Source organism: Microcoleus sp. PH2017_12_PCY_D_A, assembly GCF_020738565.1.
GTDB lineage: Bacteria > Cyanobacteriota > Cyanobacteriia > Cyanobacteriales > Microcoleaceae > Microcoleus.
This window is the reverse complement of sequence record NZ_JAEQCI010000117.1, coordinates 14393-31725: the sequence shown is the minus strand read 5'-3', so window position 1 is coordinate 31725 and position 17333 is coordinate 14393. Positions and strand designations below refer to the sequence as shown.

General features: G+C 45.8%; 14 protein-coding genes and 1 tRNA gene. 8 read left to right on the top strand and 7 right to left on the bottom strand.

The genetic code is table 11. From position 1 onward, the window contains the following. Positions 1 to 944 precede the first annotated feature (944 nt). The 3 genes from JGK39_RS27270 (at position 945) to JGK39_RS27260 (ending at position 6755) form a co-directional block, all read left to right on the top strand. Positions 945 to 4070, top strand: coding sequence for a PAS domain S-box protein (locus tag JGK39_RS27270; protein ID WP_293297999.1), 3126 nt, complete (start codon positions 945 to 947; stop codon positions 4068 to 4070). A 342-nt stretch (positions 4071 to 4412) separates the two neighbouring features. Continuing rightward, positions 4413 to 5684, top strand: a complete 1272-nt coding sequence (locus tag JGK39_RS27265; RefSeq protein WP_293298002.1) for an FAD-dependent hydroxylase — start codon at positions 4413 to 4415, stop codon at positions 5682 to 5684. Between the two features lie 393 nt (positions 5685 to 6077). Continuing rightward, positions 6078 to 6755 (top strand): DNA-binding response regulator, encoded by a 678-nt coding sequence (locus JGK39_RS27260; protein WP_293256861.1) that lies wholly within the window; start codon positions 6078 to 6080, stop codon positions 6753 to 6755. A 46-nt stretch (positions 6756 to 6801) separates the two neighbouring features. On the opposite strand, the gene JGK39_RS27255 is transcribed toward JGK39_RS27260, so the two are convergent. Beyond that, positions 6802 to 7038 (bottom strand): hypothetical protein, encoded by a 237-nt coding sequence (locus JGK39_RS27255; protein WP_293298005.1) that lies wholly within the window; start codon positions 7036 to 7038, stop codon positions 6802 to 6804. A gap of 125 nt (positions 7039 to 7163) precedes the next feature. Here JGK39_RS27255 and JGK39_RS27250 point away from each other — a divergent pair, with 125 nt between their 5' ends. Then, positions 7164 to 10532, top strand: coding sequence for a CHAT domain-containing tetratricopeptide repeat protein (locus JGK39_RS27250; protein WP_293298008.1), 3369 nt, complete (start codon positions 7164 to 7166; stop codon positions 10530 to 10532). Here the strand turns inward: JGK39_RS27250 and JGK39_RS27245 are convergent. The 5 genes from JGK39_RS27245 to JGK39_RS27225 all read right to left on the bottom strand — a co-directional run bounded on the left by JGK39_RS27245 (position 10529) and on the right by JGK39_RS27225 (position 12145). Then, positions 10529 to 10906, bottom strand: a complete 378-nt coding sequence (locus JGK39_RS27245; protein ID WP_293298011.1) for a hypothetical protein — start codon at positions 10904 to 10906, stop codon at positions 10529 to 10531. The genes JGK39_RS27250 and JGK39_RS27245 overlap by 4 nt on opposite strands. Beyond that, the gene (locus tag JGK39_RS27240; protein WP_293189426.1) at positions 10903 to 11160 is read right to left on the bottom strand and encodes a hypothetical protein; all 258 of its coding nucleotides are present in this window, start codon (positions 11158 to 11160) and stop codon (positions 10903 to 10905) included. Before JGK39_RS27240 ends, JGK39_RS27245 begins: the two co-directional genes overlap by 4 nt. 87 nt (positions 11161 to 11247) lie before the next feature. Beyond that, complete coding sequence (mazF, locus tag JGK39_RS27235) at positions 11248 to 11592, bottom strand: endoribonuclease MazF (protein WP_293175280.1); 345 nt, start codon at positions 11590 to 11592, stop codon at positions 11248 to 11250. Next, entirely contained in the window at positions 11589 to 11831 is a 243-nt protein-coding gene (locus JGK39_RS27230) for an AbrB/MazE/SpoVT family DNA-binding domain-containing protein (RefSeq protein ID WP_293298014.1), read from the bottom strand. Before JGK39_RS27230 ends, mazF begins: the two co-directional genes overlap by 4 nt. A gap of 230 nt (positions 11832 to 12061) precedes the next feature. Next, positions 12062 to 12145, bottom strand: a tRNA-Leu gene (locus tag JGK39_RS27225). 229 nt (positions 12146 to 12374) lie between these two features. Between JGK39_RS27225 and accC the strand changes: the two genes are divergently transcribed. Further along, positions 12375 to 13730, top strand: coding sequence for an acetyl-CoA carboxylase biotin carboxylase subunit (gene accC / locus JGK39_RS27220; RefSeq protein ID WP_293256852.1), 1356 nt, complete (start codon positions 12375 to 12377; stop codon positions 13728 to 13730). A gap of 122 nt (positions 13731 to 13852) precedes the next feature. Here the strand turns inward: accC and JGK39_RS27215 are convergent, their stop codons facing one another. Then, the gene (locus tag JGK39_RS27215; RefSeq protein ID WP_293256849.1) at positions 13853 to 14137 is read right to left on the bottom strand and encodes a YggT family protein; all 285 of its coding nucleotides are present in this window, start codon (positions 14135 to 14137) and stop codon (positions 13853 to 13855) included. 282 nt (positions 14138 to 14419) lie between these two features. On the opposite strand from JGK39_RS27215, the gene JGK39_RS27210 reads away from it, so the two are divergent. The 3 genes from JGK39_RS27210 to JGK39_RS27200 all read left to right on the top strand — a co-directional run bounded on the left by JGK39_RS27210 (position 14420) and on the right by JGK39_RS27200 (position 16921). Beyond that, positions 14420 to 14539: a photosystem II reaction center X protein gene (locus JGK39_RS27210; protein WP_293175272.1), complete on the top strand. Its 120-nt coding sequence runs from the start codon at positions 14420 to 14422 to the stop codon at positions 14537 to 14539. 309 nt (positions 14540 to 14848) lie between these two features. Beyond that, positions 14849 to 15925, top strand: a complete 1077-nt coding sequence (locus JGK39_RS27205; RefSeq protein ID WP_293256846.1) for an RNA-guided endonuclease TnpB family protein — start codon at positions 14849 to 14851, stop codon at positions 15923 to 15925. Positions 15926 to 16108: 183 nt separating this feature from the next. Beyond that, a complete protein-coding gene (locus tag JGK39_RS27200; RefSeq protein WP_293298016.1) occupies positions 16109 to 16921 on the top strand; it encodes a Ycf66 family protein in 813 nt (270 codons plus the stop codon). The last annotated feature ends 412 nt before the right edge of the window (positions 16922 to 17333 follow it).

The window sequence follows — 17333 nt, the reverse complement described above, 5'->3', positions numbered from 1 at the left end:
CACTAGGAACCGTTTTTGTTATGGTAATCGACGGGACACGATCAGTAGTCAGTAGTCATTGGTAATTGTTCGTAGTGCGGACTTCAGTCCGCAATCTAACCCACATTCCGCACTTCTTAATATTATCCTGATAATTTATATGAATAAATGGCTGTAAAGCTTGTTCAGCAATGATTATAGGATTATTAAAATATATTGCTCTTTATGAAGAATTATTATCTATTTCCCGTACAATAATTGTTATTGAGAAATAATTGCAGATAAAATCCCTGGAATAACGGTTTTTCGTAAAAGCACTTCTGACTATGTTAAGAAGTGCGGAATGTGGGATCTAAGAGCGGACTAAAGTCCGCACTACGAACCGTTTTTGTTATGGTAATCGACGGGACACGATCTGATTTGAGATTTGACCAAATCCGGCTTTAATACCCTCTCTTGAGTCTCTTAGAGAGGGACTTTGTTTGTGTAGTAGTGGTTTCAACCGCCGATTAGTAGCTTGTTTTTGGGGCCGTTAGCGCAGCCCTTGGAGTCGATCGCACAATCCGCTACCATTACCCCTCGAACGAGTGAGTACAAACACTCTGCCCGGAAGATGAATAGGGCGATTCCCTAGGGGATAGCTACGCTTCACGTACTTTTTCCCAGAGCGCAGGAACAAGGAATAAGTAACAAAGAATAAAGGCAAATCCGAAAGAAAAAATAATTTTTTGTTTTAAGTAATAATAAATACAAATTATTGAATTATGACGAATACCTTATATATCAAAGCCGGTTACTTTAGTTGACACTCTATCTCAAGTTAGATAAGATCGTTAGTATTATGTGCTATCTACGCAGTTTTAACAATATCTTCAGCAGCTTGGTATATCTGGTAACAATGTAAGTAGAGTGTTTATTGTTACCTTTAATACCTAGAAACCCACCTAATTTGAGGGAGCGAGAAATTGGAATTTTTTGAACGAGCACAACAAGTGCAGCCGCCCTCAACCCCAATTATTGCGCTTCAGTCTTTTTCCAAAAAAGCTGGTATTGCAGTAATCGCGATCGGCTGTACAGTCATGTTGGGTTGGATCTTCGACCTGCAACTCTTAAAGAGCATTTTTCCCGAACTCCCGACCATGAAAGTCAACACTGCGGTCTGCTTTATTTTGAGCGGATTGTCTCTGTTTATGCAACAGCGCAAGCGCGACAAGTTAACAACAATTCAACGTCAAAAAATAGATAAAGCTTTAATTGTTTCCTGCTCAAGTTTAATTATATTAATTAGCTTCGTCACCCTATTTCAATATAAATTTAATTTAGATTTAGGCATCGATCAACTCCTATTTAAAGACAATTCTAACCTCACAATTCTCTCAGCACCGGGACGGATGGCGCCGAATACTGCTGCTGCTTTTTTATTGCTGGGAACAGCCCTGCTGATGCTGTCAGCACGCCGCCCCAAATACCTGCGAATTCAAACCTTAAGCTGTTGTGCATTTTTAATTGCATATCTGGGGTTTATAGGCTACATCTACGGCAAAGCTTTCTTTTACACAATGGGCCCTCATACAGGAATGGCTTTGCACACCTCCGTAGCATTTATGTTACTGAGCCTCGGCATTTTATTTGCCAGTCCAGAGCGAGGAGTGATAGCAGTAATTGCGAGCGATCGCGCGGGCGGCATCATGGCGAGGCGCTTGTTGCCCCAGGCAATAATTATCCCGCCTTTAGTCGGTTATTTCATCATCTCCGGAGAGCGGTTGCAAGCCTACTCCCCGGAGCTAGGAATATCGCTGTTAAGCCTATTGAACGCGATCGTTTTTACTGTTTTGATTTGGCAGAATGCGAAAACTCTCTGCACCGCAGACCGGAGGCGCTATCGAGCCGAACTGGGGCTGCTCAAAGCTAAATCAGACTTAGAAAGTCAAGTTGAGAAACGAACTCTTGAACTGCAACTTGCTAACGAGCAGTTGCAGGAGCAAATTCTAGATTCTCACACAACAGAGCAGGCGCTCCAAAAAAACTACAACCTTTTGCTCACCGTCATCAACAGTACGCCGACAGCCCTATTTGTCAAAGATATTCACGGCTGCTACATGATGCTGAACGCTGCGGGAGCTAGCATCATTGGCAAGTCTTTTGACGACATTATCGGCCGAGATGACAGCGAGTTATTTCCACCGGAAATTGCGGACAATATTACCAAAACCGATCGCCAAATCGTCACAGCGGGAAAAACGCAAGTGATGGAAGAAGAACTGCCAGTTCAAGGAAAATTGCGGACATTCCTTTCTACAAAAAATGTTTACCGAGACGGGCAAGGAAAAATCAGCGGTATAGTTACCATCGCGCGGGATATTACCGATCGCAAACAAGCCGAAGTCGCCAACAAAAGTCTGGCAGCAATTCTCGAAGCAACGCCCGACTTTGTAGGTATCTGCGATCTCGACGGGCACGCTATTTACATGAACAAAGCAGGCAGAAAAATGGTGGGTATCGACGAAAACGAAGATATATCCAACAAACAAGTTGGAGAATTCGCCGCAGCCTCAGCCCGCAGCACCTTCCAAAAAGCGATCGCCACCGCAATTTCAGAAGGCGTTTGGAGCGGAGAAACAGCCTTTGTGTCAGCCTCGGGAGTCGAAATTCCCGTCAGCCAAGTCATCATCTCCCACTCAGCACCCGACGGCCAACTCGCATACATTTCTACCATCGCCCGCGACATCAGCGATCGCCAACAAGCCGAAACAGCCCTGCGTCTGAGCGAAGAACGTTACCGATCGCTAATCGCCGCTACCGCTCAACTGGTATGGATGACAGACGCCGAAGGAAAGCCGATCGCACCGATGGACTGGATGGCATATACAGGCCAAAGCTTGGAGGAAGCCACAGAAAACTGGCTTTCGGCAATTCACCCAGACGATCGCGAGTTGACGGCGCAAGCTTGGATGCGCGCAGTCGAAACCAAAAATCTCTATGAAGTCGAGCACCGCTTGCGAGCCGCCGACGGCAGATACAGCTACTTCTGGGTGCGCGCAGTGCCAGTTTTAGCAGCAGATGGGAGCATTCGCGAATGGGTGGGCACTCACACAGATATTAGCGATCGAGTCCAAGTTTTGGAAGCACTCAAGCAATCAGCAGGCCAATATCGATCGCAAGCAGCCCAGCTCGAAAAAGCCTTCCGCGACTTGCACGAAACCCAAGCGCAACTAATCCAAACCGAAAAAATCTCTTCACTCGGGCAGCTAGTCGCCGGAGTCGCCCACGAAATCAACAACCCGATTAACTTCATCTACGGCAACATCACCCACGCCAGCCAATACGCCAGAGACTTGCTCGAATTGCTCCACCTTTACCAGGAAAAATACCCCAATCCCCTCCCAGAAATTGCCGAAGTAGCCGAAGAAATAGAAATCGATTACTTAATGGAAGACTTTCCGAAGATTTTGGAATCAATGAAAGTAGGAGCCGATCGCATCCGCGACTTAGTTGTATCCTTACGCAACTTTTCCCGACTCGACGAATCGCAGATGAAGCGAGTAGACATTCACGAAGGAATCGAAAGCACCTTGGTAATTTTGCAGCACAAGCTCAAAGCGAATGCAGTTCGTCCGGCGATCGAGATTATCAAAGACTACGGCAGCTTCGCCAAAGTCGAGTGCTATGCAGGTCAGCTCAATCAAGTATTTATGAATCTGTTAGCAAATGCGATCGACGCCCTCGAAGAATACAACAGCAAGCGTTCTCCCCAAGAAATATATGCTAGTCCCAACACAATTCGGATTAACACCAGTGCGAATTCAGACACAGTAACAATTCGGATAGCCGACAACGGGATGGGAATCAATCCTGAAGTCATCCGCAAATTATTCGATCCATTTTTTACTACTAAACCTGTCGGCAAAGGCACAGGTTTAGGACTATCAATCAGCTATCAAATTATAGTTGAAAAACACCGAGGAAAATTGCAGTGTATTTCCGCCCCCGGAAAAGGTGCAGAGTTTATCATAGAGATTCCGATTTCCCAGAATCTATCAGCAGCGGCGACAGAAAACATCAAAGAAAAGGAAATGGTGAACAGTCATTAAGGCACGTAGTTGCGCTTCAGCGCTCCGAAAGGCACATAGTTGCGCTTCAGCGCTCCGAAAGGCACATAGTTGCGCTTCAGCGCTCCGAAAGGCACATAGTTGCGCTTCAGCGCTCCGAAAGGCACGTAGTTGCGCTTCAGCGCTCCGAAAGGCACGTAGTTGCGCTTCAGCGCAGAGGGCTAAAGCCCAACTACATACCTCAGAGATTAGTTTCGCCACAGAAAACTGTCCGCAGTCTTGCAAAACAGTCATCTCCCCGTCTCCATCGATCGCCCAAAATCGAAATAATTCTTTACAATACAAGAGTAAATATAATTATTCACTTAAATAAATCCCTTGAAAATGCCCATAAACCAACTTTCTGCAACCACAGCCCCCACCCAAACACCGGAATTAGACTATGATATCGCGATCGTCGGAGGCGGCATAGTCGGCGCCACCTTAGCCTGTGCCCTCAAAGATTCCGGCTTAAAAATCGCCATAATTGAAACCCAACTCCCCGCAGCCGCAGCAGCCAAAAAACAAGCTTACGCAGTCACCCTGCTGTCGGGAATGATTTTAGAAGGCCTCGGCGTGTGGGAACAAATCTTGCCACAAATCACCACCTTCGAGCAAATTAGCCTCTGCGACGGCGACTATCCCGGTGTCGTCGAATTCCACCGCCCGGATTTAGGAAATACTGGCAAATTACCCGTACCACAAGCAGCTTTAGGTTACGTTGGCGAACATCGAGTAATGCTCTCAGCTTTGCAGGAATCCTTAGCAAAAAACCCGAATTTTAGTTGGGTTTGTCCGGCGGAAGTAGTCGAAGTAAAATATTTAACTAATTCCGCCGAAATTCAAATCAAACAACAGGGCGAAACTCGCACAATTCGCACTAAATTATTAGTCGCCGCCGACGGTTCTAAATCGCGCATCCGCAGCGAAGCCAACATCAGCACTCGCGGCTGGAAATACTGGCAATCCTGCGTTGCTATCACTATTAAAGCAGAAAAACCGCACAATGATATTGCTTTTGAGCGCTTTTGGCCGAGCGGCCCGATGGGAGTCTTACCATTACCGGGGAACCGCTGTCAAGTAGTTTGGACAGCACCCCACGCGGAAGCAAAAGCCTTACAACAAATGGATGAAAAAGAGTTTTTGACTTTGTTGGAACACCGCACGGGCGGGCTGTTAGGGCGTTTGGAGTTGGAGAGCGATCGCTTTTTATTTCCGGTGCAGTTAATGCAGAGCGATCGCTACGTGTTGCCCAGATTAGCGCTAATTGGCGACGCCGCCCACTGCTGCCATCCCGTGGGCGGACAGGGATTGAATATGGGCATTCGGGACGCTGGGGCGATCGCCCAAATCTTGCAACAAGCGCACCAAAAAGGCGAAGACATCGGTGATTTGCGAGTATTAAAACGGTATCACAACTGGCGCAAAAAAGAGAATTTAATCGTATTAGGATTTACCGATTTCTTAGACAGATTATTTTCCAATACTTGGCTGCCAATAGTCGCATTTCGCCGCTTTGGATTGTGGTGTTTGCGAACAATTCCCCCAGTGAGGTTTTTAGCCTTGCGCTTGATGACCGGCTTAATGGGCCAGCCACCAGAATTAGCGCAAAATTAGAAGAAACCCGGTTTTTTCCTATGTTGCTTGCACTCTAGCGGTGTTGCCACATCCGCCAGGGGTTTAAACCCCTGGCTAATAGCAAAAGTCGGTTGAAACCGACTGAAAATCCGAGATAAAAATGAAAAACTCTTTAGTCCTCTTTAAGAGGACTTTTGCTATGAGACAGGGGTTTCAACCCCTGGCGGACTATCGGACTAACCGAGGTTGATCGCCACCCGCGCACAATCTAAGAAACCGGGTTTTTTCCTGAATATTTGCAATGTTACGAAGTTTGTCGCAAAAACCCGGTTTCTCAACCCTCGTCACCAACGTCAATCTGTACTTTCGCGCCCGATCGCGATACAATGCTCTACTCAGCTCGAACCCTGCCCTGACAGCAGTAGAAAAACCATGCAACCCGAACAAGAACAAGAGATTCTCAACCTGCGCGATCGCCAATTAACGCCCAAACAAATTGCCCGAAAGTTAGGATTGAAAGCATCCGAAGTCAGTACCTTTCTGATATCTCAGGCAGAACAAACAGCCCTCGCTAGCGCCGAAAAAGGAGAGTTATTGCCCGTTGCTCAATGTCTCGTCGATGTAAATTTTGCGAATGCCTTGTTGCGAAATGAAACCAATGAAGCGGGCGGTTTGGGTTTAGTGATGGTTACCCGTTCCAAGGGCTACAATCGTTTTGTTGTTACCTCTTATTTGATCGACTACTGGTGTTTGGGAGTGAAGGATGCCATGCCGCCACGTAACTGCAACGATAGCCAATATCAAAATCTCGTTGAGAATGCTTACTCGCCGTTTGGGCAAGAATACGAGGAGATTAGTTTAGAGGAAGCACAAGCCCTGGTTTGGGGCGCGATCGCCTATGCCAAAACATTAGGCTTTGAACCGCATCGCGATTTCGAGCAGTCGAAGGCTCATTTAGGAGAATCAACCAGCGAAATCAGCTTGAAATTCGGTCGCAATGGAAAACCTTATTATATTGAAGGGCCTTACGATAATACAACGAAAATTATCAATACGCTTAAAAAGTCTGTGGGAGACGGTAATTTCGATTACTTGCACGAGATTGGGTAGAAATTGATACGGTTCAGTTAATCCCTAAGAGGTATGAAATCAGCGGTTATATTCTTACTGCGCGCGCGATCGAATATTTCGATCCCGTCACAAAATCTCCCTCAAAATCATTCGCTGTAGGGGCGGGTTCACCAACAATAATCGCCTGAAACAAACAATCTCGAAAACCCGCCCAACCCAACCAACAAGCTCGATCGACCTTACATTCATCGTACCCAGAAAATGCGGTTTGCGATCGTGAGTTGGGTGCGGGCGGATTGATTGTATTGTTCGTTTTTAACAATCGCGCCCGACAAATATAAAACGAACATTAAATTAGATGCACCCCAAAAAAACCATAGCGCGATCGTCCCATTCCGCTATAAATCGTGCTAAAATAAGTATCGGTGTTATTCACAACTCTCCAGAATGACTGAAAATTTCCAAGAGTATGCAAACTTTATCCGAGAATTACTGCAAGCAGAACAAGATAGCAACAACGATATTAAAGTAATTTACCCGATGCTGGCACAGTGGCAACATCTCCTCAACCTCCGTTTTGCCGAAATTTTCCAGCAAGAAACTCAGAAGTTAATTGACGGCAAAAATACAGAAGCAATTAGCTCGATTCTCAGCATAATTGAAAATTTGAGTATTCACATTAATGACTTTCCGCTGGGAAATAGAGCAAATAATATTGAAATTGCCATTACTGGTTATCAAATAGTTTTAAGCAACCGGGAACCGTGTAGCGAAAAGTTTGCTCAAACTCAGAATAACCTAGGTATTGCCTACAGTGACAGAATTAAAGGCTCGCGGCAGGAAAATCTCGAACAAGCTATCGAATTTTATCAAGCTGCTTTAACAGTTTATACCCTTGAGGATTTTCGTAAATATTGGGCAGCGATGCAAAATAATCTAGGAGAAGCCTACAGAAAGAGAATCAACGGTTCGCGGGCGGATAATCTGGAGAAGGCGATCGAGTTTTATCAAGCTGCTTTAACAGTCTATACCTTTGAGGGTTTCCGTAAAGATTGGGCAGCGACTCAACATAACCTAGGAGAAGCCTACAGAATCAAAATCAAAGGTTCGCGGGCGAATAATCTGGAGAGGGCTATCGAGTTTTATCAGGCTGCTTTAACAGTCTATACTTTTGAGGATTTCCGCGAACAATGGGCAATGACTCAAAATAACCTAGGTGCTGCTTACTATTCTAGAGTCAACGGTTCGCGAGCGGATAATCTGGAACGGGCTATCGAGTTTTATCAGGCTGCTTTAACAGTCTATACCCTTGAGGATTTTCCCGCAGATTGGGCAATGGCTCAAAACGGTCTAGCTGCTGCCTACTTATACAAAATTAAAGGTTCGCGGGCGGATAATCTGGAACGGGCGATCGAGTTTTATCGGGCAGTTTTAACAGTCTATACCATTGAGGATTTCCCCGCAGATTGGGCAGGAACTCAAAATGGCCTAGCTGCTGCCTACTTATATAGAATCAAAGGTTCGCGAGTGGATAATCTGGAACAAGCGATCGAGTTTTATCAGGCTACTTTAACAGTCTATACTTTTGAGGATTTCCGCGAACAATGGGCAATGACTCAAAATAACCTAGGTGCTGCTTACTATTCTAGAATCAAAGGTTTGCGGGCGGATAATATAGAACTGGCGATCGAGTTTCATCAGGCTGCTTTAAGAGTTCGTACCCTTGAGGCTTTCCCTGAAAACTGGGCACTGACGCAACATAACCTAGGTGCTGCGTATAGTAACAGAATCAGCGGTTCGCGGGCGGATAATCTAGAAAGGGCGATCGAGTTTTATCAGGCTGCTTTAACAGTTAATATATTTAATAATTTCCCTGAAAAATGGGCAGGAGCTCAACATAACTTAGCTATTGCCTACACTGACAGAATTAATGGTTCGCTGCCAGATAATTTGGAGAGAGCTATCGAGTTTTCTCATGCAGCTTTAACTATCAGAACGCGCGAAGATTTCCCACAAGAACATACAGAAACTTTGTTTAATTTAGGTAATCTTTATCGAAGCAACCAGCAATGGCAACTAGCCTATGATAACTACGCCCCAGCCATTGAAACAGTAGAACTTTTACGTAATAAAATTAAATTCGGGGATGAAAGCAAACAGAAATTAGCCGAAGAATGGAATAAACTCTATCTGGGAATGGTAGAAACTTGCATAGAACTCGAACACTACACCGAAGCGATAGAATATGTCGAACGCAGCAAAGCCCGCAACCTTGTAGAACTCTTTGCCAACCGTGACATCAAACCTAAAGGCAATATCCCCGAAACAGTTCTCAACGAATTGTCGCGCCTCAATCGAGAAATTGAGGCCGAACAGCGACGACTGGAAATCGAACAGATAAACCGTAACAGTAATGGCGGCATAATATTGGGAGAACGCAGCCTCCAAATCGACAGCCTAACAACTAGCCGCGATTCTACTCATCTCACAAAATTGCGTAAACAACTCGATGAATTGATTGCTCGTGAAATTACACCGATCGATCCTGATTTTAGCCTAACCCAAAAAGTTAAGCCCATCCTCTACAAAGACATTCAAACTCTGACAGGTGAAAACACCGCTATTCTTGAGTGGTACATCGCAGGCGACAAATTTTTCACTTTCATCATCACCCCGCAAACGCCAACACCCATCATCTGGAAATCTTCAACAGCAAACTTTGAAGCCTTGGTAAATTGGTATGACGAGTATAGGAAAGACTACGAAGAGAGTAAATCACCAGAGAGAAAACCCCAATGGAAGCAAAAACTAGCCTCCCGCCTCCAAAACTTAGCTGAGATTTTGCATCTTGATGAGATTTTAAAGAATATTCCGAAACTGTGCGATCGACTGATTTTAATTCCCCATCGCTTCCTGCATCTTTTCCCCCTTCATGCGTTGCCAATCTCCCACGAAAGGGATGTTGAACGTGGATGCACCGATGAACAGAATTCGGCTATTACTGTATCCCTATCCAAATCAGAGTTATGCTTTCTCGACTTATTCCCAGGTGGAGTCAGCTATGCCCCCAGTTGCCAACTGCTGCAACAGGCGAAACAGCGACAACGCCCCAATTTCTCTCACCTATTTGCGATTGCTAATCCTACCAAAGACCGCTACTTACTTGAACTTCAAGCCGCGAATATCCGTCACAAATTCAAATCTAATGATTTCTTGGCAAAAGATGATGCTAATAAGAACGCAATTCTAAATGCGAAACTCAGCTTTGCCAACTGCGCCCATTTCGGTTGTCACGGCAAGTTTGAGCCTGATTCGCCTTTGGAATCATCCCTGGTATTCGCAAATAAAGAACGTTTGACACTGTTGGAAATCTTGAATCTTGACCTAAATCAATGTCGTCTTGTCACTCTCTCCGCCTGCGAAACTGGATTGACAAAATCCAAAACCAGCGATGAATATATCGGCTTACCTTTCGGATTTCTCTTAGCAGGTAGCCCTAGTATAGTCAGCACGCTTTGGGAAGTGGATCAAGTCACCAGCACTTTATTACTAATGCGGTTCTATGAAAACCTAGAAACTATGTCAACGGTTACTGCTCTCAATGAGGCACAGCAATGGCTGCGGAATCTGACTTCAGAGGGGCTGGAAGCCTTATTAAAAGACCTCAAACCCCAAATTGACAAAATTTTTGATCGACTACCCCTAATGGAACGCACGCGCTATGTTCAAGCTCCTCTGAACGGCGCAAAGAACCGCAAGCCATTTCCCTTTGTTGAACCTCATTACTGGTCTGGCTTCATTGCGATCGGTGTTTAGGACTCCTTACAAAACTCATCCAGATTTTTCTCGTTTATGTAAAGAATTATTAATATTAATAATGCTGGAATACCAACATAAGGCATTAGCAAAGTCATTGCAACACCAAAACCCTGTTTTAATGATTCTCTAAAGGCTGAGGTACAAATATAAGGACGCAATTTTTGACTTGACTTTTCTAACCAGCTAGGTTCATTCGGATCTTCCTCGCTCAAATTGTCCGGTAATTCTCCTGACTCAATTGCTATAGTTTCGGCGGCATATTCTAAATCGCCTTCACACGCTTCGAGCACCTCAAGGCCTGTCAGAGCATCGGGATATTCTTGTAGTTGGGAGCGATATTGTTCAATTTGTGCTTGGGTAACAGTAGTCATGGGGATAATGGCGATCGATTAAATGAGTAATTATTATTTTGCCATAAAATGTATTTTTTGTGCACGCAAGTTTCCGTAGTTAAAGAGTATTTTGTATCGTGCGTCGCTGTCAGAAGTTCGATCGCATTTAAATATATCTGATAGCGACGCACCCGACGATACTCGCGCAAAACCACAGAAACCGGGTTTTTTCCGAAAGCTGGGAGTTGTCGCCAAGTCTGTCGCAAAAACCCGGTTTCTCGCCACCCACCCACAATCAAAATCTAAGAAACCGGGTTTTTCCCGAAATCTAGGAGTTGTCACCAAGTCTGTCACAAAAACCCGGTTTCTCGCCACCACTTTTAGAATAACAATGGCTCAATTTTGGTCTGTACCTCCTCAATCACATCTTCAGATACAGACTCAACGAATCGAACACCGCGAACTTTCCAGTCTAGACACTTGATTTGATCTGCAAGAATAACTCCCTGAACTTTTAATCCAATTGGTAAAGCAACTTCAAAAGGATACCCTTTTTGTTGCTTGGTAATAGGCATAAATAAAGCTAAAGAACTTTTCTGATTATAAGCACGAGGCGACAGCACAAAAGCAGGTCTAAGTCCTTTTTGTTCGTGTCCTTTAGTGGGGTCAAAGTCTAAATAAACAATATCGCCTCGACTCGGAATGTAGGGATTTGATTGTGTCACCAAACTTCATTCCCCACAGCAACTCCACTGTCAATCTCAGTATGAAGATTTTCTGGGGTAATCGCCTCAATCAACTCCTCAAGCGAATAGCGCCGGCGAGTTATCGGCTCGATCGTCAGCCTACCATCTATCAAGACAAGCTGCACTTCTGAACCTTCCACTAAGTTAATCTCTTTAGCTAAATGCTGTGGAATCCGAACAGCAAGACTGTTTCCCCACTTTGCGATCGTCCCAACCATAGCCCAATCCTCTAGCTAGTGATATTATTCTGAGGACTTCACCCTTTTTTGAGGATGTATATACAGAGTGTCTACAGTATAGCAACTAAAATCCAAGAAACCGGGTTTTTCACCGAATCTTCGCCTGTAACCAAATATTCTCGCAAAAACCCGGTTTCTGGCCACCCACCCATCAAAAACAAAACAACCGCCAACAGCCAAAACTGTCAACAGTTGTTTCATATATTCAATGCGGATGGCGAGACTCGAACTCGCAAGGACATAATGCCACACGCACCTCAAGCGTGCGCGTATACCAATTCCGCCACATCCGCTCTTTCTGACAATCTCTGGGATTTTTTGCGTTACGAGTTAAAGATTCACAGGTTGAGGTTCCTGACTTTTAACTTGTGACTAGCCCTTTTAGACCACCGATTTAAAACCATAGCACAACTACCACCAAATTGTAAAATAAATTTTTATTAAGAATTTATGGGAAACCATTATCCAGAAGATACCGAAAGGGATTATTGTACAGAATATTGAGTGAATTAAGCAGCGAAGATGGGGTTCTCGAAAATTTTAATCGCTAATCGGGGGGAAATCGCCCTCCGCATACTACGCACCTGCGAGGAAATGGGGATTGCCACGGTCGCCGTTCACTCCACCGTAGATAAACACGCCCTGCACGTCCAGTTGGCAGACGAAGCCGTTTGCATCGGCCCCCCCACCAGCAGCAAAAGCTATTTAAACATCCCCAACATTATCTCGGCCGCCCTGACCCGCAACGCCGCAGCCATTCATCCCGGTTACGGCTTCCTGGCCGAAAACGCCCGATTTGCCGAAATCTGCGCGGATCATCAAATTACTTTCATCGGCCCAAGTCCGGCTGCGATGCGGGCGATGGGCGACAAATCCACTGCCAAAGAAACGATGCAGCGGGTGAAAGTCCCCACAGTTCCCGGCAGTGGCGGATTGCTGGCTGACGAACAGGAGGCTTTGTCCGTAGCGCGCGACATCGGCTATCCCGTGATGATCAAAGCCACCGCCGGCGGTGGAGGCCGCGGCATGAGGCTAGTCAGAGAAGCATCCGAACTCCCCAAACTCTTCAGTGCAGCCCAAGGCGAAGCCGATGCAGCCTTCGGCAATCCCGGAGTCTACCTCGAAAAATTTATCGAAAAACCCCGCCACATCGAAATCCAAATCCTCGCCGACAACTACGGTAATGTCATCCACCTCGGCGAAAGAGATTGTTCGATTCAGCGCCGACATCAGAAACTCCTAGAAGAAGCCCCCAGCCCCGCCCTCAGCCAGAAACTGCGAGATCAAATGGGTCACGCCGCCATTGCCGCCGCCAAATCCATCAACTACACGGGTGCAGGCACTGTGGAATTTTTGCTTGACAAATCGGGCAAGTTCTACTTCATGGAAATGAACACTCGCATTCAGGTAGAACATACCGTCACGGAGATGATTACAGGCCTCGACTTGATCGCGGAACAAATTCGGATCGCCCAAGGAGAAAAACTGCAAATTAAGCAGAACCAGGTAATTCTCAGCGGCCATGCGATCGAGTGCCGGATCAATGCTGAAGACCCCGATCGCAACTTTCGACCCCATCCCGGCAGAATCACTGGCTTTTTGCCTCCTGGCGGCCCTGGCGTGCGGATGGACTCTCACGTTTACACCGATTACGAAATACCAGCTTACTACGATTCTTTAATTGGTAAACTGATCGTCTGGGGGCGCGATCGACCTTCAGCCATTCGCAGGATGAAACGGGCATTGCGGGAATGCGCGATTACCGGCGTCCCCACCACCCTCAGCTTCCACCAAAAAATCCTCGATTCCCCCGAGTTTCTCAAGGGCGAAGTTTATACGAATTTTGTCGAACAGTTTATGAACCAAAATAGTCAGTAGGCAGTGGGCAGTGAGCAGTGGGCAGTGGGCAGTAGTCAGTGGGCAACTAACCAATGCCCAATGTCCCATTCCCTGTTTGGCCAATGCCCAATGCCCACTGCTCACTGCCCCATTCCCCATTCTTACATCATCATCGTCAGGATGCCTTGCTGGCCGAGCATCATTTCCCGCAGCAAGCTACAGATGCCGACCCAAATAATCGGCGTAATGTCCACTCCGCCGATCGGCGGTACAATCTTTCTAGTTAGGGCTAAAAAAGGTTCCGTCGGCCAAGCAATCAAACTCAACGGCAAACGGCTCAGATTCACCTCGGGATACCAAGTCAGAACGATCCGAAAAATAAATAGCAAAGTCATCAATACTAGAACAGAGCCCAGAATCCAACTTGCAACGGTAATACCAGTCATGGGTCTTATCTCGAAAATCTTAAGTTTTGTGAAGTCAGCCTTTCATAATTTTAACCGTTTCACAGGTGCGATCGAACAGGATCGGTAAAATTTTTCCGGCCTTATACCTTGGGATGGAAAGAGTTAGAGGGTTTGAGGGTGCGAGGCTTAGAGTTTTCCAGGGTAAAAATATTGCTTCAGCCACCACATCCATGGCAAAATCCGTTGCCGAACTTCTCCCTGAGAACTGACTGCTGATAAAATTAATAAAAATCAAATAGTTGTAACAAAGGCTTGGAATTTATGACTCCTTCACTCGCTAACTTTTTGTACAGCCTGCTTGTGGGCATTTCCCTGGTAGTGATTCCAGCAACGATCGCTCTGATCTTTATCAGCCAAAAAGACAAAATCAAGCGCACCTAAAAAGTCTGCGGGACTTAAGTCAGGCGCTGTAAGTCAATATTCGGCTGCACGTCGGGCATTTTCTTTTTTTGTGAAACCTCGGCTACCAGCAACTGTGAAGGCAAAACCTTCGGTTGACGGCCAAGCTGAGGTTTTTTTCCGTTAAACTCATTACTATAAGGTGCGCGAACCTCTTCTGAAAGCCCGATCGGAGCTAGTCCTTAGCTAGCGATTAAATAGACAAAGTGGTACACTTATAGACAAAATCCTGGTGTGCCATGCGATCGCCTCGCTAAATTGAACAAAGAAATACAGTGTTGAGGTCGAACAATGCTTTTATCCATCAAAACAAAGTTAAAGCTAAATAAGAGTCAGACAACAATCATGAGCAAACACGCTGGAATAGCGAGGTTTACTTATAACTGGGGATTGGCTACTTGGAGCAACCTTTATCAAGATGGATTGAAGCCCAACAAATACCTACTCAAGAAATTCTTTAACAATCATGTAAAACCTGAGCTTACATGGATCAAAGAGGCGGGAATTTGCCAGAAGATAACTCAATATGCTTTCGACAATCTTGGGAATTCCTTCTCCTTGTTTTTCTCAAAAAAAGCTGGATATCCCAAATTCAAGAAGAAGGGGCATCATGATTCCTTCACGATAGATGCAAGTGGTAAACCAATCCCGGTAGGTGGTACGTCCATAAAGTTGCCGACCATCGGCTGGGTAAAAACCTACGAAGGATTGCCTCACACTACCTGCAAGTCAATCACTATTTCACGTGCCGCCGACAGTTGGTTTATTGCTTTTGCCTACGAACAGGAGCCGCAGCCCACTGTAAAGCAATACGATGTCGTGGGTGTTGACTTAGGAGTTAAAGAGTTGGCAACCCTTTCAACGGTCGTTGTTTTCCCTAACCCAAAGCATTACAAAACGCATCTCAATAAGTTGCGTAGGCTGTCAAAGGAGTTATCGAGAAAGACGAAAGGCTCTAGCAATAGATTAAAGGCGAAACAAAAACTAGCGAAGCATCATGCAAAAATAGCAAACCTCAGAAAAAATACTCTTCATCAAATCACTACTTACTTAGGCAAAAACCACGCAACGATAGTAGTAGAAGATTTAAATGTTTCGGGGCTGCTAGCCAATCATAAACTAGCTCAAGTTATCGCTGACTGTGGATTCTATGAATTCAAACGTCAGCTAGAATATAAAGCTCAAAAGTTTGGCTGTGAAATAATCATTGCTGACCGCTGGTTTCCTTCGAGTAAGACTTGTTCTAACTGCGGACATATTCAAGATATGCCACTGAGAGAAAGGAATTACAACTGTGGAAGTTGTGGTCATTCGATGGACAGAGATTTGAATGCAGCGATTAATTTATCACGTTTGGCTAAAACGTGAAAGCTTACCGAGGGATAACCGCTCCCATGCTCCCGATGAAGTAAGAAGCAAATGTCTAGACTTGTCTAGGATTTGTATAGCAGGCTGCCCTGTGAAACCGCAGTCGCAATAACAGACTGACAGACTTAATGATAGATGTAAAATCTAACTCGCTAACATAGGAAAGACATAGGAGATAGGCTAATGGTCAATTTAGGATTGAACTTGAGCAGCCTGTTAGGGATCATCCTAGCAGTAGCAGGGGCAGGACTGTACTTTCTGCGATCGTGGCGTCCCAAACTAGCCCGAGACCACGATATTTTTTTTGCAGCCGTGGGCTTGCTATGTGGCGGCATTCTGTTATTTCAAGGATGGCGGCTTGACCCAATTCTGGCATTCGGTCAATTTCTGCTTGCAGGTTCCGCCATATTTTTTGCAGCCGAAAGCATCAAACTGCGGGGAGCGACCACAGCCCAAGCTAAAAGTCGATCGCAATACGTAGATGAAGAGCGACCAGTCAGCAACGCCTACGCTTACGACGGCTACGATAACGACTTCGACCAGATAGAACCAGAGGAAGACTACCCGCAGCGTCCCCGGATTAGAGGGAGTCAAGACAACCGTTCTTCGCGGGAAGCCTACGACGATGAGCCCCGCCGCCGTCCTTCGTCGAATCGCAACGGTAGCGCGAACACATCTCGGGAGTCGATCGACCGATCGGCCTCGCGCAAACGTCCGGCGCGCCCCGAAGCCCCGCCCGCCCAAGGCTCTGACAACTGGGACGTTTCAGACAACCCCGAAGAAAGACCGGCCCGCAGCAGCCGCAACCGCCCCCCAACTTCGGAAAACCGCAGTTCCGGGGCGCCGCCGAGAACCAAAAAAACCCGGCCTGCGGAAGCATCAAGGTCTCGCCCCAGCAACCGCGACGTAGAAGCACCGCCGTCAGACTACGTGGAGTATCGCCCAGTAGAATACCCGGAAGACCAACCCGATAGTTCCCCCAGTTTCGACAAATAGGCAAAGATAAGTAGGTGGGTCAAACTCAACATTTCTCGCGCGAGCAAGGAAAAAATCTAAGTTGCGTTTATTGATGCCCATCTACTTATCATGAGACAATATAATAATGTTTAAATAACTATAAAATAAGATTGTAAAGGCGGATCCCTGAACTAAAATAGCAAGAACAGCTAATAAAAAAATCTTGAAATATATTTAATAGTATTCTTGTAAAATAACCCTTGTTAGGTTCGTAGTGAGGACTTTAGTCCGCATTCATGAAAAACTCGCATTCCGAAAGATAGAACCTCTAAAATAACCTTGGTCAGGATCGAGCGTGAGGATTTGAGTCCTGGTTTTTGCGGACTAAAGTCCTCACTACAAACCTTTTTGATGCGGACTAAAGTCCTCACTACAAACCTTTTTGATGCGG